General features: G+C 43.9%; 8 protein-coding genes and 2 CRISPR repeat arrays. All 8 genes read left to right on the top strand.

Annotated elements, in window-relative coordinates; genetic code table 11:
• Window positions 1-4 precede the first annotated feature (4 nt).
• The 8 genes from cas3 (at window position 5) to Y697_RS07565 (ending at window position 16286) form a co-directional block, all read left to right on the top strand.
• Window positions 5-2059 (top strand): CRISPR-associated helicase Cas3', encoded by a 2055-nt coding sequence (gene cas3, locus Y697_RS07610; protein ID WP_121551036.1) that lies wholly within the window; start codon window positions 5-7, stop codon window positions 2057-2059.
• Complete coding sequence (gene cas4, locus Y697_RS07605; RefSeq protein ID WP_006489323.1) at window positions 2059-2568, top strand: CRISPR-associated protein Cas4; 510 nt, start codon at window positions 2059-2061, stop codon at window positions 2566-2568. Before cas3 ends, cas4 begins: the two co-directional genes overlap by 1 nt.
• A gap of 11 nt (window positions 2569-2579) precedes the next feature.
• On the top strand, window positions 2580-3563 hold the full coding sequence (cas1b, locus tag Y697_RS07600) for a type I-B CRISPR-associated endonuclease Cas1b (RefSeq protein ID WP_121551035.1): 984 nt from the start codon (window positions 2580-2582) through the stop codon (window positions 3561-3563).
• Window positions 3564-4250: 687 nt separating this feature from the next.
• Window positions 4251-7479: a CRISPR direct-repeat array (repeat unit 30 nt; unit sequence GTTGCGTAAGAACCATAGTGGTATGGAAAC).
• A gap of 552 nt (window positions 7480-8031) precedes the next feature.
• A CRISPR array of direct repeats spans window positions 8032-9601; the repeat unit is 30 nt; unit sequence GTTGCGTAAGAACCATAGTGGTATGGAAAC.
• A gap of 1687 nt (window positions 9602-11288) precedes the next feature.
• A complete protein-coding gene (locus Y697_RS07585) occupies window positions 11289-11480 on the top strand; it encodes a hypothetical protein (protein WP_121551032.1) in 192 nt (63 codons plus the stop codon).
• A 163-nt stretch (window positions 11481-11643) separates the two neighbouring features.
• A complete protein-coding gene (gene cas2 / locus Y697_RS07580) occupies window positions 11644-11907 on the top strand; it encodes a CRISPR-associated endonuclease Cas2 (protein WP_006489328.1) in 264 nt (87 codons plus the stop codon).
• A gap of 97 nt (window positions 11908-12004) precedes the next feature.
• Window positions 12005-13135, top strand: a complete 1131-nt coding sequence (locus tag Y697_RS07575; RefSeq protein ID WP_121551031.1) for a putative CRISPR-associated protein — start codon at window positions 12005-12007, stop codon at window positions 13133-13135.
• 29 nt (window positions 13136-13164) lie between these two features.
• A complete protein-coding gene (locus Y697_RS07570) occupies window positions 13165-14733 on the top strand; it encodes a Cas10/Cmr2 second palm domain-containing protein (RefSeq protein ID WP_006489330.1) in 1569 nt (522 codons plus the stop codon).
• On the top strand, window positions 14730-16286 hold the full coding sequence (locus tag Y697_RS07565; protein ID WP_121551030.1) for an RAMP superfamily CRISPR-associated protein: 1557 nt from the start codon (window positions 14730-14732) through the stop codon (window positions 16284-16286). Before Y697_RS07570 ends, Y697_RS07565 begins: the two co-directional genes overlap by 4 nt.
• Window positions 16287-16299: the final 13 nt, after the last annotated feature.

Below are 16299 nucleotides of genomic sequence, written 5' to 3'. Positions count from 1 at the left end.
AATAATGTCTCTCGCAAAGCCGGGAGTAAGCCTAATAGAGCATACCGAGAGAGTTCTTGATTACGCTCATAGCTATCTTGATCAAAACAAAATCGCCCTCAAAAACACGAATCTTGACCCAAAACAAATCTCAGAAGCAATTCTAACCGCCTGCGCCTTCCACGACATCGGGAAAGGCTGTGTAGAATTCTCCTTCGACAAGAAAGGCTTTTCCCACTCACTTGCTTCGGCTCAGATAGCTATGGCCTCTCTTAATGAATCCCCCATCAAGAACTACATCCTCCAGTCTATACTGGGCCATCATGGTTCTCGATTCAAAGACTCTTTTTCATCCTTGGAATTTCAAAGACAACAGGCGACTCCAAACCCCGAACTTGTGAATGAATTCAAGGAGATAAAAGACTATGCGAAGGGCCACTTCAGCATTGAGCTTCCCGATCTCAACTTGCAGATACCTTCTCCTCGAGAACTTCTCAAGAGACTCTGCAACTTCTTTTTTGGCGCACCTCGCGATCGGCGACTCTATTTCTTGATCCAGGGAATTCTAAACCTTGCAGATTGGTCGGCTTCCGCAAAGAAGCCCCTCTCATCAGCAAGCATAAAACTCGATTCTCGGCCCTTGCGCACATTTCAAGCAGAGGCCTCTACCGGAAAGGACACGATAATCCTCGCTCCTACTGGTCGTGGAAAATCTCTCGCCGCTCTTGTCTGGACAAAATCGACTGGAAGAGAAAAGTCCACCCTCTTTCTTCCCACAGTGACAACAGTCGAAGCTATGTACAAAAGATACACGGAAGAAGTGTCCGACAAAACCGGTCTGGTCCACGGCAACATCGCATACTATTTGTATTCTAACGAAGGATATTCAGAAGACACCCGAGATAGAATCTTCTGGATGAAAGCCTTTGACAACCCATTTAACGTCGCTACTCTAGATCAGCTTCTTCTCATGTCACTTAACTGGGGAAGATGGGAGCCAAAGATAGTAAATATCGTCAATTCGGCGGTCATATTCGACGAGATCCACGCGAGCCAACCGTACACATTTGGCATACTGCTTGAAAGCATAAAAATGCTTAAAGCCATGGGTACTCCAGTTTGCGTGATGAGCGCCACTCTCCCTTCCTACATGATCCAGAAGCTCAAGGAAGTTCTTGATGACCCTGTGATAGTGAGAGATTACGAAGGTGAATCGCTGAGAAGAATCACCATCTCTCATTTAGAAGAAGTCGACCCTGTTGAAGAGACAAAGAGACAATATGAAAAGGGAAAAAGAGCCATTCTATGCTTCAACACCGTCAGAAAGGCCACCGAAGCTTTCAAAACCCTGTCCGATAAGATGCCAGATAAAGACATAGTTCTCTATCACGGCCGCTTCAACCTCGAGGACAGGGAAAGAATCCTCTCTCGCATAACGGGAGATTCTCCTCCGAGAATCATCGTAGCCACACAGACGATCGAAATTAGCCTTAATATAAGCTACGATGTCCTCATAACAGAAGCTGCACCGATTGACTCGCTCACCCAGCGATTCGGGAGAGTAAACAGAGAAGGCACCACTCCGATAGGTGAGGTTATCATCTTCCCTCAGAATGAAAACTCATATTCTATCTATAACAAGAACCTTGTCGACAAATCTCTTGGACTCCTAAAAGCCCGTCAAACACCTAGCGGACTTGAACTAAGGGAAATGATGGAAAACTTACTCTCTGAAATCGAGAACATTGAAGAGGAGATCTCTGCCGGTAAGGCAAGCTGGCAGTTTGTGAGAGAGATGAACTTCCAGATTTATTCGATGTCAATCGATCAAAGGCTTGCAGACGACCTGATTCGCCGCATCCCCTACAAGACCATCGAAGTCATTCCTTCTGAATTCAGAGCCAATAATTCAGGCAAGATGCAGAAACTCGGCAAACTTGTCAAAGTACCTGTAAAGGATGTCATCGGGCGTTTGGAAAAGGATGATGACGGATTCATCTACGCGCCAATCATCTACAATCCATCACTCGGCTACCTCGGTCCGAAAGAAGACGAAAGCCCCATAGTCGAGGACACCTGATGGAAATCACCGAAAGACAGCCGAGGATAGGAGGTAATGCAATCAACTATCTCCATTACTGCAAGACACAACTCTGGTTCTTTCTGCACAACATATCTATGGAATCTACTTCAGAGAGCGTTCAGCTCGGCAAGCTTCTCCAAGAAGAATACAGCCAGGGCGAAGACAAAGACATTGTGATCGACGAAATCTCTCTCGACATACTAAGAAACACAAGAGAAATCGTTGAAATTAAGTATGGCAAAGAAGTGAGAGAAGGTCACATCTATCAGGTCAAGTATTATCTCTACTACCTAAAGCACAAACTTGGCCTTCACGGATTCACTGCCCGACTTACATATCCTAGAGCCAAGAAAATGATCATGATCTCACTTACCGAAGAAGATGAACAACAGATAAGAAGAGATCTCGAAGAGATAAAGACGATCTTCAACCTCGAAAGCGCGCCCGTTCCGCTATTCAAGAAAGGCTGCAAAGGTTGCTCTTACTTCGATCTCTGCTTTTCCTAGGAGGTTTGATCATGAAGAAGAACTTCTATCTCTTTGCCAGCGGACAGCTGAGCAGAAAAGACAACACTCTCTTACTAGAACGCGAGGGTAGAAGAAAGTTCATTCCAATAGAAAAGATCGAATCGATTTCAACCTTTGGAGAAATCGATCTTAATACCCGTCTTCTCTCATTTCTTTCCCAAAAGGAAGTTGCGCTCCATGTCTACTCGCATAATGGCTGGTACAGCGGGAGTTTCGTACCGAGGAAGCAAAAAGTCTCGGGGAAACTACTGGTAGAACAGGTCAGAACCTTTCTCGACCCTATTAAAAGGCTGAAGCTATCTAGAGAATTCATCGACGGAGCGATGCACAACATGCTCAGGGTACTTCAGAGATCATCCAGCAAGATTCCCGGTTACAAAGACAAGATAGAGGGGCTGAAAAGCACTAGAGAAAGACTTCAGAACACGACCGGAATCAACTCGGTAATGGCTGTCGAGGGCGCTTTCAGACAATACTATTATCCGATTCTTGCAGGGCTGACCGGTCAGGAATTCGTCACAAGAGTCAGACAGCCTCCACTGGGTATACTCAACTGCATGATCTCCTTCGGAAACTCTCTTCTCTACACCAGAACACTCAGCAAGATCTATCAGACTCAGCTCGACCCCACAGTAAGCTTCCTACACGAACCCTGCGAAATGAGATTCTCGCTCTGCCTTGACATAAGCGAGGTCTTCAAGCCGGTAATAGTAGACAGACTGATCATGACTCTACTAAACAAAACCATCATTACAGAAGACGACTTCGATAAGGAAATGAATTCAACCCTTCTTACCAATGAAGGAATGAAGAAGTACGTAGAGCACTTCGAGAAATTCATGGAAGAGACGGTCTTTCATCCAACACTAAAAAGGAAAGTCTCGTACAACACGCTTCTTCTAACCGAATGCTACAAACTGATCCGGTCACTTCTTTCAGAGGAGGAGTACAAAGCGCTTCACATGTGGTGGTAGAAGGCAGAACACCCATTCAGAACAATTCTCTCAAATCCTTTCATCAAGTTCGAATTTTCTTGACTCCAGAAGTAAAATTCCCGCAATAATCATTCTCGGTCAATACCCATTCGGAACTACTTGCCGTCGAAATCACTATGCTTCTAAAACCCAATTCCACTGAGGCATTTCAAGATTGGTTAATTCAGCTTATTGTCGCACTAGATTACATGCGATCATTTCATGTAAAAGCCATATTGCGGATTATCATCATCGGCTTTTCCGAACAGAGTTGTATTATCCTTCCCATAAGCCTTTCCCGAGTTAATAATTTCGTTACCAATTCTCGTCGGATCGATCGTATGCCATTTTCTTCTAGACTCATTTCCTAATAACACTTCTAGACCTATTTATAATCATTCCTGTACAGTTTACACAGATACGACTGCAGATAGGTCATTTGATTGAAAGCGAAATCGGTAACATTTCCTTCTGTAAGCTTCTGCTGGAGAGTTTTTCGCCGGTATTTTCTGCAATTGGTCTTCCTGAGAAGATACCGACGCCTTCTCCCTCCACATAACACTGCGTCCATCTAGAATCAAATCCAAGCGAATCGCCGAAATGTAAATTCGATGTCGCTTACGGAATCTTCCCTTTTGGTTGATTCTGCCTACCCAAAACCTGTATAATATCTTTGTAATAAAAGCGGTTGCGTAAGAACCATAGTGGTATGGAAACGGGATATTTAATCAAATAAATGGTGGTGATGCTGAGTTGCGTAAGAACCATAGTGGTATGGAAACTCCTGTGAAGGGTATGTTCCCGCTGCGATCAAGCCACGTTGCGTAAGAACCATAGTGGTATGGAAACAACATGTATACAGTCTATGCGGGTCTGGTCTAATATGTGTTGCGTAAGAACCATAGTGGTATGGAAACTTTTCTTATGAGTTTCTCTCTCTGCTCCGGTGTCTCTGTTGCGTAAGAACCATAGTGGTATGGAAACCTGCTCCGGTGTCTCTGCGGCTCTGATGTTCTCGATGGGTTGCGTAAGAACCATAGTGGTATGGAAACATGCAGGCTTAGTCTAGTATGGTCTGATATGGTTTTAGTTGCGTAAGAACCATAGTGGTATGGAAACGAGGGATCTGGTGAGATGAATGATATCTCTCCATTAGGTTGCGTAAGAACCATAGTGGTATGGAAACGGAATCGTGAGACCTAAGAGCTGCCAGATGCCGGCGGTTGCGTAAGAACCATAGTGGTATGGAAACAGCAAAATGGGGCTGCCTTTAGTCAAATACTCCGCGGGTTGCGTAAGAACCATAGTGGTATGGAAACTATTGCACCTCCTTTGCCCCTGTTTTTTCGTTTATCTGTTGCGTAAGAACCATAGTGGTATGGAAACTCACAAATAGCATAGAAAGTTTCGGTCGCAGAATCAGTTGCGTAAGAACCATAGTGGTATGGAAACTTGTTTTGTGCCTCCTTCAACGCCTGATAAAACTTTTTGTTGCGTAAGAACCATAGTGGTATGGAAACATACCTCTGAACAGCACATATTCCCTGCCGCTTACCAGTTGCGTAAGAACCATAGTGGTATGGAAACTATCAACCTTTCCCTGAATGTTGTGTGTGAAATCCCCAGTTGCGTAAGAACCATAGTGGTATGGAAACCTCTCGTAACGCCTAAGCCTGAATGAACATAGTTTCCGGTTGCGTAAGAACCATAGTGGTATGGAAACGCCAAGTGAAGACGGCTGATGGTTTTTCCATGTGATCGTTGCGTAAGAACCATAGTGGTATGGAAACGGGATATACGGGCCACAATTGTTTTCGATGTATATGGTTGCGTAAGAACCATAGTGGTATGGAAACTGTTTTGCAACGCCAGAACGTTGCCGTCAAGCCTTGTTGCGTAAGAACCATAGTGGTATGGAAACGCTACACTAACAGCCATACTAGGAATTGCAACCGTAGCAGTTGCGTAAGAACCATAGTGGTATGGAAACGTACACGTACCGACCCACAGCAACGGACCAGACACGCGTTGCGTAAGAACCATAGTGGTATGGAAACATACCCCCGATCACCGACACGCTTGACGCAACATCCGTTGCGTAAGAACCATAGTGGTATGGAAACTGCATGTGGTCGAGCCAGTGGTCGATCACTTCTCCTAAGTTGCGTAAGAACCATAGTGGTATGGAAACTTCAGAAGAAGATTAGATAGATGGTCGGATGAAAGGTTGCGTAAGAACCATAGTGGTATGGAAACAACATGAGTAGGAGTCAACCGAGCGAAGCGAGGGCGAGTTGCGTAAGAACCATAGTGGTATGGAAACATGTATCGGTCGATAATGCTTTTTCTAATAGCTCGTTGCGTAAGAACCATAGTGGTATGGAAACAAATTTGGGTAGAAGCTCTGATCTCTTAACCATTGTGTTGCGTAAGAACCATAGTGGTATGGAAACTAGAAGTAGACTCCGATGTACTTAATTTCGTAGTCGGTTGCGTAAGAACCATAGTGGTATGGAAACTGAGACCGCCTTTTCTGCGTGTTTCAATTATAATATGTTGCGTAAGAACCATAGTGGTATGGAAACATGAGCGTTAGAATCCTAACCGGTAGTCTTGAGGCTGGTTGCGTAAGAACCATAGTGGTATGGAAACTGGATCGTACAGCCTTTACCTGTCGCAGATCCCCCGGTTGCGTAAGAACCATAGTGGTATGGAAACTTGTAAATGATTACGTGAGGCTGGTCTCGCTCTTCGTTGCGTAAGAACCATAGTGGTATGGAAACGGTTTTGGTTAACGGTGGGTGCGTGATGGTCTCCTTGGGTTGCGTAAGAACCATAGTGGTATGGAAACTGGTGTGTTACTTACAAAGCTGACCTCACCGTTTGCTCGGTTGCGTAAGAACCATAGTGGTATGGAAACTGTTCTCTTCCTCCCTTTTGTGGCCGACTCTCACTTAGGTTGCGTAAGAACCATAGTGGTATGGAAACTGTTCTCTTCCTCCCTTTTGTGGCCGACTCTCACTTAGGTTGCGTAAGAACCATAGTGGTATGGAAACGTGTTAAGCTCCAGCAGCAGCTTACAAAGCTCCTGGTTGTGTAAGAACCATAGTGGTATGGAAACAGGGATCGTACCAGCGGCAAAGAGAAAGGTTCATGAGTTGTGTAAGAACCATAGTGGTATGGAAACAAGACATACAGCTCATCGTCCTTGAGTCCGATTCTCAGTTGTGTAAGAACCATAGTGGTATGGAAACCTTGAGGGGAGAGAGACATCTGAGTCCATTGAGCGCGTTGTGTAAGAACCATAGTGGTATGGAAACTTGCAGAACTCAAGTTTGTCGAAGAACATATAATCATTGTTGTGTAAGAACCATAGTGGTATGGAAACGCATGATATCACCTTCATGATAAGTTTGTACGCGCGTGTTGTGTAAGAACCATAGTGGTATGGAAACATAAAGTTTTGTTGCACGCGCTGTGGATTTTTACAGTTGTGTAAGAACCATAGTGGTATGGAAACATGACTTTCTTGTATTCGTCGTCAAGGAATCGATTGGGTTGTGTAAGAACCATAGTGGTATGGAAACCCAATTCTAGAAGCAAATCCAACTACACCATCAACCGTTGTGTAAGAACCATAGTGGTATGGAAACTGTCAGCTTTCACGAGAGCGTTCTGAGGCTTCGGACCGTTGTGTAAGAACCATAGTGGTATGGAAACACGTTTAGAATATCAGGCCGGTCTCGTCTGATTGGTGTTGTGTAAGAACCATAGTGGTATGGAAACTTATAGGTAACAGAGTAAACTAATGTATGAAGTACTTGTTGTGTAAGAACCATAGTGGTATGGAAACGGGAGGACACAATGTATACAACGTTTTCTTCCGGTTGCGTAAGAACCATAGTGGTATGAATTGCTGCCTTCGGCAGGACGCTGTGCCGGGAAGATCATCCCGGGAAGTGATGCGCCGAAGATCATCGGCGGACGCAATGCCCGGAAAAGCATCCGGGGACGTATGGCTGGCTTCGCCAGGAGGGAAAACCCTTCTAGGAGCAAGACATTAAGTTTTAAGAACCAACTCAGTTTGTCATCCTGAAAAGCTCCTGTTCAGGATCTGGTCTTTGATCTTAACGAAGGACGGGTCCATGCTCTTGGACGGTCAACGGAGGACGGCTCTTGTATGAACCATAGTGGTATGGAAACTGCTGGATCATCGTATGGATTTCTGCTAACTTGAAGACTAGTTGTGTAAGAACCATAGTGGTATGCTAAGAGCCGTTGTGGGTGGTTCGTGGTTGGTGGTTGGTCAGGAGCAAAAAACTAGAGCCTGACCTATCCTCAAGAAGCAAATTATAGCAATATGATCAGAACCAACTCAGTTTGTCATCCTGAAAAGCTCCTGTTCAGGATCTGGTCTTTGATCTTAACGAAGGACGGGTCCATGCTCTTGGACGGTCAACGGAGGACGGCTCTTGTATGAACCATAGTGGTATGGAAACACAAATGGATACCGTCTTCGAGGGTAACGTCAACAGGTTGTGTAAGAACCATAGTGGTATGGAAACAGCAAATTTCTTTTGCAGGTAACTGTCGAGATAGTAGGTTGCGTAAGAACCATAGTGGTATGGAAACTAATGTATTTGCTGATTGCTGTTGTGCTTACATTATGGTTGCGTGAGAACCATAGTGGTATGGAAACTTTGTTGTTGATGTATTTTGCCCGTTCGGAATCCGTTGCGTGAGAACCATAGTGGTATGGAAACTCGTTCTGGCCGAGGTATTCCAGCACCGGTTTTTCGTTGCGTGAGAACCATAGTGGTATGGAAACAGCAGTTTTACGTCTTGCTCGGGACGTATATATCATGGGTTGCGTGAGAACCATAGTGGTATGGAAACGTACGTGTTATGGTAATAACTAATCCGGTAGCTCTAGTTGCGTGAGAACCATAGTGGTATGGAAACGCAACTTTCACACAAGTATTCGCCAGGGCAAACTTTGTTGCGTGAGAACCATAGTGGTATGGAAACTGAATACACTTAGTCCGTTGAACCCTATTTCTACCCAAAGTTGCGTGAGAACCATAGTGGTATGGAGACGTGGCGACACACAGGTTAGTTTCTTCCTGAGGGTTGTTGCGTAAGAACCATAGTGGTATGGAAACACACAATCTCCAGCAATGTAAATACTTACTTTTTTCTGGTTGCGTGAGAACCATAGTGGTATGGAAACGTGTCTACTCTTGTTAATCTTGGAATCGCCTGGTGGAGTTGCGTAAGAACCATAGTGGTATGGAAACTTATCGAGCAACGTGGCGAGGTCCTCGTACTCGACCTCGAGTTGCGTAAGAACCATAGTGGTATGGAAACGTGCAAATCTTGCAATGTTTTTCACATAGTAAACTTTCGTTGCGTAAGAACCATAGTGGTATGGAAACTGTACAGGCTCATAGTTTCAGGATCTATGGCCTCATGTTGCGTAAGAACCATAGTGGTATGGAAACGTGGAGGCGAGCACTCATCTTGATGCGGATGTCACCCGTTGCGTAAGAACCATAGTGGTATGGAAACTTGAGCGATGACAACAGGAACGATTCTTTCGGGTTCGTTGCGTGAGAACCATAGTGGTATGGAAACTGTGTTAACACGATAAATTCAAGAACATCAACAGGATAGTTGCGTGAGAACCATAGTGGTATGGAAACTTTTAGTTAAATTTTTGAACCTTTTAAACGCCCGTAGGTTGCGTGAGAACCATAGTGGTATGGAAACAGTTTTGAAAAGTCCAAAGGATAATTCACAAGGAGCGTTGCGTGAGAACCATAGTGGTATGGAAACTTGCATGAGGAGTAAGCCTCATATCATAGAAGACACCAGTTGCGTGAGAACCATAGTGGTATGGAAACTAATATATATGTCGTCGGGCAGGTGCTCGGTGATCTGTTGCGTGAGAACCATAGTGGTATGGAAACTGCCTCGATCAGGCGGTCCTGATCGGGGCCGAACACTAAGTTGCGTAAGAACCATAGTGGTATGGAAACGATGACCGAATGGCTAATTGCTGCCTTCGGCAGGACGCTGTGCCGGGAAGATCATCCCGGGAAGTGATGCGCCGAGGATCATCGGCGGACGCAATGCCCGGAAAAGCATCCGGGGACGCATGGCTGGCTTCGCCAGGAGGAAAGATCCTTCAAGGGGCATTATGTTAGGCTGTGAGAACCAACTATTTTGTCATCCTGAAATGCTCCTGTTCAGGATCTGGTCTTTGATCCTTTCGGAGGACGGGTCCATGCTCTGGGACGGTCAACGGAGGACTGCTCTTGTATGAACCATAGTGGTATGGAAACTTGATCTGCTCCGGAGTCATCTTTGCCACCTGTTCCCGTTGCGTAAGAACCATAGTGGTATGGAAACTAGGTCATCTTCCGTGTGGAGATCTTCATTTCATCACCGTTGCGTAAGAACCATAGTGGTATGAATTGCTGCCTTCGGCAGGACGCTGTGCCGGGAAGATCATCCCGGGAAGTGATGCGCCGAAGAGCATCGGCGGACGCAATGCCCGGAGAACCATCCGGGGACGCATGGCTGGCTTCGCCAGGAGGAAGAACCTCTCAAGAGCCAAGACGTTAGATTGTAAGAACCAACTCAGTTTGTCATCCTGAAAAGCTCCTGTTCAGGATCTGGGCTTTTGGGAAACCGTGGTTGGGGTTAGCAGGTTGGTGGTTGGAAAGAGCAAAGGGACTGGTTAGCCGTTGAATGGTTTTTCGATATTCATAAACCGTTTTGATAACTCGCTCCCACTAACCCGATTTTCATAACCCGTTCCTAATAGTGGCTCTTTGCCTGACGAAGTCGGAACTGGCCTTTGCGAAGCAAAGACTGGCCTGCGCCAGCAGACTGGCTTTTCTATTTCTCGCCTTTTCGTGAGCGCAGCGAACGTCTCTAAATGATCTTTCTCGATTGATCTTAACAAAGAACGGTTCTTAATCATGTCAACAAAAACTTCTTTGATCTCTCGGCTTTTTCGTCTCTTCAGTTGGTTCTTCCGAAAGCAAAACTTTCGTTTCTCCTTTAGGAGAAAGAATGTTTTATGTTTTGTTTTGTCTTGTTTTGTTTTGTTTATATATAATGTGCGGGTGCGTGGTTCGCGCGAAAGTTGCGCATAGTCTGCGCATGACTTGCGCGTAGAATCGTCGCAGTACTGCATTTTTAATTAATGCTATCCCTTTTCGGAAGGGAATTATGTGCAATCAGCATAGTGGGTTGAAAGTGCGTATGGATTGCACATTGGTTGCGTACGACTTGCGCGTTGATTTTTTCGCGTTAGAAAGTCTTCACTTGCATCTAGAAATGGCTAAAAGCATTTATTAAAGAGCTTAATAGACAATTTAGTGCTCAAACGTGATTCTTGATTTCTTTTTTCAGACTCGAGATTCGAAGCAATAAACTCTTTCAATTCATGGAAAAAGAAGTCTTCTCAGCTCAAAACTCTTAAGAAAAAGCGGGTCGCAACAAATGCAAAAAGCAAAGGAGAATGATCTTAAACTATCCCAGCTCATTCCTTGTGTACCCACATGACTTGAAGCCACGTCAGTTAAACACAGCCTCACAGATAAGGAGATAGAAGCGTCGGAAGAATGAAACGCGATTGCCAAAAAGCAAATCTACACAAAAAGTGTGATTATGAAACTTGGAATAGTCAACTTATAGGAGAAAGGTGGTGAAAGTATGTCGGTCAAACTCTCATTTGAAGAGAAGTGCAAAAATATCCGCTCTGCAGTACATACCTGTGCTGTCATTGTAGCAGGTGCATGTGCGGTATTTCTAACAGTCAAAGCTACCGCAACAACGAGCAGAGAGATGGATAACGGAAACACAGTAATCGCGAAGAAGATCACGGACAAGATTTTTAGTATGTAAAAAGTTCAGTATTGCAAGAATATGGCTTTAAACATATGCTCCTGGACAATCCTATGATAGTTCTCAACTCATGGAAGGGACAATACCTACTTCACTTCTTACTCAAAATAGTCCGAATTGAATGGAGGTCTTTCTACCAGGATCTATTACTCATGGGGGCTAAATGTGGATAATACTTGTGTATGATGTGAACGAGAAGAGAGTAGCAAAGGTGCTGAAGTATCTCCGCCGTTACCTGAACTGGATCCAGAATTCCGTCTTTGAGGGAGAGTTGACTTACGCAGAGCTTAAGAAAGTGAAGTCTGGACTGAAAAGACTCATGAACACGCAAGAGGACTCAGTTATAATATTCAGCTCGAGCCTGTCAAATGATTACAAGAAGGAAATTATTGGCCTTGACAAGGCCAAAGAAACGCAAATTCTATGAGAATAGCTAGTATGGCCTTTGGATATCCACAAAGTAACTGATATAATTCGTTCATAATCAATTCAATTTCCATTCTGACTTCAGTTTTTCTAGGGGATTGCACTTTGAGGGAAGACAGGGGGAAACCGTCATAAACACGATTATCTGCACAGTTGGAGCAAGCTTGAGAAAACTGTGCTCCATGGCTTCGATTGAAATTGCTGATCGTCTGCTTCACTTGAAAGATCCGATCGGGAATCGCGACTTTGGAGCTGAGATTAACTCTCTTGCGTCAATTCTTTCTCAGTCTGTCTTGTCTTCGAGAGACTACCTATACTTCTTGACCTCGGATACCGAAGAAGGCAAGAAGATCGGTGACGCTCTCAAATCATTCTTTGATCACTCGAAAGATATGAGCTTCGAAAATGTCTCCGTGAATCCAATATCCGATCTTGATGACTCAAGACCAGACGATTTCCAGAACAAAGGCTTGCGTAATCTAGTTAAGAAAATTGCCGAGATTTACAAACATCACATGGATAATCTACTTATCAACGCTACAGGAGGATACAAGGCTCAGATCGCGCTTTCTCTAGCTTTCGGGATGGGGGTTAAGATCCCAGTTTATTACCGCTTCGAGACATTTGATGGCGTTATAAAGCTGCCACCAATGCCTCTGTCTCTTGATGTTGAGCTTTGGCTCGAGAACAAAGGCCTTCTCGACACTCTGGAAATGAATTCCGTAATAAACGAAAAAGATCTGGAAAGAGAGTACGATTACAGGATCAACTTCAGTTCGCTTCCCGCAGAAATTAAGCTTCTCATAGACCGCGAACAGGATTCAGTAGGTCATATGCTTTCACTGAGTCCGATGGGCGAGGTTTTTGTCCAAGCCTGCAGATTGAGTCTTGGAAAGCTGGATGTTGAAGCGAGTCTTAAGGATAGCTCTGTACCGATAGAGAACAGACTAAAGAAAAGCTCCAAAGAAGCCCATTCAAACAAGATGATTTCGGACAATCAATCATTCATAGACAAGCTGGTATCCATTCCATTCATCGAAGAAGTATTGGTGAGGGGCTCAAGCCAAAAATTTGACAGAAATGAATTCGTCTGCAAGCAGTTCGGGGAAATCATTAAGGCAAGATACAGTACTAGAGGCGGAACACTGTACATGGAAATCCGAACGACAGCTAGAAATCCATATGAACTAGAAAAAGCGGTTGAAGTTATCAACAGATATTTGCTCTGAAGACTCTCTTAGATTGGAGGGATATGAATTTGAGTTTGTTTGACAAAGAAGCGGTGATTAGAATACTCGCAAAATGCACAGGATCTACGGACGAAGAACTTAGGAGGAGGCTGGATAACAGAGATGAATCGCTTCCCAAAATCTGTGTTCTTTCGTACGATGTTCCCTCAATAAAAAGGTACATCTTCTCTACATCGGATTTCAGAGGGATGTTTGGTGCAAGCAATGCTTTGAGCAGATTCGATAGTCTTGCAACAGAGGAACTCGAGAAATTGGGTTCGCATGTAGTTATTGCCGCAGGTGGAACTGGGTTACTTATATGCAGTGTAGAGGATAGCAAAATCATTACCGATTGGCTGAACGAGAGTTTCTCAAAGAATGTCCCCGGAGCTAAGTTGATTGTGTCGCGAGTCAATCTTGAGCCTTATGAGTTAATATATGGTCTTAAGAAACGCGGGAATGGAACACCGATAGAAGATCTTAAGGACTTAACGGGTACAGGAGAATTCTCTGATCTTTTCGAGTGGCTATCTACAAAACTTAGAGAGAGAAGAAACGAAGAGATATTCAGTAGTTTCCTTCTAACAGAAGAAATACAAAGATGTGAGTTCTGTTCAAGAGAAGCCGCACAGATAAAAATTGAATCTTACGATGAGGTCCATTATATTTGCCCGGTATGCAAAGAAAAGAGAGACCTTGCTAATGAATTGATCAAGAACAGGAAGATGGCACTTTCTATAAACGATATCGATGTGACTGAGGATCCTGAATCGCAAAATAACCTGTTCGGCGTCATTTATATCGATGGCAATAACTTGGGAAATCTGTACTCGAAGATCCGTGACGAAAGAGATTATAGAGAGAAGAGCCAGGCAATTGAACGATGCGTTTCAGAATCGCTGAAAAAAGCAATTGTAGAAAACAAGTTAGAAGGCACTTATTCGACTCCAATAATCGGAGGAGACGATTTACTTCTCTTCGTACCTGCAGCAAAGTTATTCGCAGTATATAAAACACTTACCGAGAGTATCAACAATGGTTTCAAAGCGCTTGGAATAGGTTTCTGTTGTGGAATGGCACTAGTTCCAAAGAAGCTTCCGGTGAGATTCATTTTTGAAGTAGTTGAGGAATTGTTAAAATCAGCCAAGAAAGCTGCGTACAAAGCTAACTACTCTAATCCGGGGAATTATGTTGCATTCAGAATGCTGCTTCAAAATTCTCTCAACCCTATCCAGGAGCATTTTTTCACAGCTCCTGGTGTTAGTCACAGGGTAAAGGAGACTTTGGGAAAAGGATTGCCGATGAGTGAGTTTGAGGAGATTCTTCGAATCATAAGAATAGATGATCCCAAGAAGTTTTCAAACCTCCTTCAGAAGATAATTTCGTGCATGGCAGATGATCCTTTGGTTGCGAAACTGAACATGAGATATTTCTACGCTCATGGAGAAAAATCTCACGACTTAGGAATGAATATCGTAGAAATGATAAACAAGTATTTCCTAATAGGTGACACTTCAGAAGAAGAGATTGAAAGTAAAGTGTTGACTTTAATGGAACTCAGTAAAGCGATGTCATTACAGAATGGGGTGAGAGCGTGATATACAACATCGAAGTCGAGACCAAATCGCCTCTTCTTATTGGCTCAAATTCGGGAAGCGATGTCTGGTCAAAGGACATTGCAATGAAGAAAAACCTTCCAATAATACCAGGTTCAGCCATTAAGGGAGCATTGAGAGAAGTCTCGCCTATGCTAAGCGAATACGTAAATGAAGTCAATTCTCTTTTTGGTGATTCTGAAAATCAGGGAAAGCTCATCTTCACTGAATTATCGGTTAAGACTCCAGGTGATTCAAACCTTTTTATTGAGCGCACCCATATTTCTATGGATAGGAAGACAAGGACAGTGAGCCAAAAGAAGCTGTTTAAGGTACGTGCTGTGAATACTGGAGTGAAGTTCCAGGGAAAAGTATTTACCGTTTCACCCTTGACTTCTAGCGAGGAGAGGATTCTTTTACTCTTACTCTCTCTCACAAAGAAACTCGGTTCAAAGAAGTCGGCCGGCTACGGTTTCATAGACATCAGACTAACTGGCAAAGTGGAGAAAAGCAGCATAAAGAATATTCCCCAAGCAAGAGTAGCACAGATAATATGCGAACCAATGGAGCCTTTTCTGGTCACCTCGGAAAGAACTAAGTCTTACCTGTACAACTCTGCCAAATACATCCCGGGATCTACACTTAGAGGAGCATATGCGGCACGATTGTCGAAAGACACCAAGGATTTTAAAGAAATATTTCTACTAGAAAGGGTGAAGTTTCCCAACCTTTATCCAATGATAGACGATGCTATTGCATATCCCTCCCCGGACTCGATTCTTAGGGCGAAGTATTCTGAAGACTCTGACGAAATATTCGATCAACTGAGGACTATACTAATATCCAGCATTGAGAATAGTAGAGGCAAGAAATTGTCGGTAAAAAACGCTAGAAACGGTAAGAGACTTGACCGGGCCGGAAAATGGTATGTCCTAGGAACCGGTGTTTTTGATTCAGGAAAAGGTGATACGTCAACTCAGGTGTCGCTTGACAGTAAGTTACGAAGTGCAAAGGACGGATCCCTGAGAACTTACAATACGTATTTCCATAATAAAATGTCGGGACTCTTCAGATCCGAGTCGGAATCTCTTCTGAGTGTGCTTAATGAAGATTGGCTATACATTGGCAATTCAAAGACCAGAGGATTTGGACTTGTAAGAGTTGTAGAAATCAAAAAATATACTATCGATTTGTCAGCAGAAATAAGAAGTTTCAATGACAGTATTCAGATAGCTGTTTCGGGAAAAGATCGTACGTATGTTCCGATTCTGCTAACCTCGGATCTCATACTTCGGAAAGGCGAGAATATAGAGATGCTGCTTGGTAATGAGTTCAAACTCACATTGAGCCTATTGAAGACTTCTCATACCTCGGGATGGTCTTCAGCCTCCAACAATCTTAAACCTTTCCAAAATGTCGTTTCTGCAGGAACGGTTCTTATCTACGACACCGATTTGTCAGTTGAAGAATCCGTTGAGACTGTTGAGAAGCTATATATAAAAGGTTTGGGAAAGTTCACCGGGTCTGGATACGGTCAGTTCGTTATCTATAAGTGAAGGAGGAATAGAT

It is taken from the genome of Mesotoga sp. BH458_6_3_2_1 (genome assembly GCF_003664995.1).
Classification (GTDB): domain Bacteria; phylum Thermotogota; class Thermotogae; order Petrotogales; family Kosmotogaceae; genus Mesotoga.
Note: the sequence above shows the minus strand (reverse complement) of the source record. Positions and strands in the feature narration are given on the sequence as shown.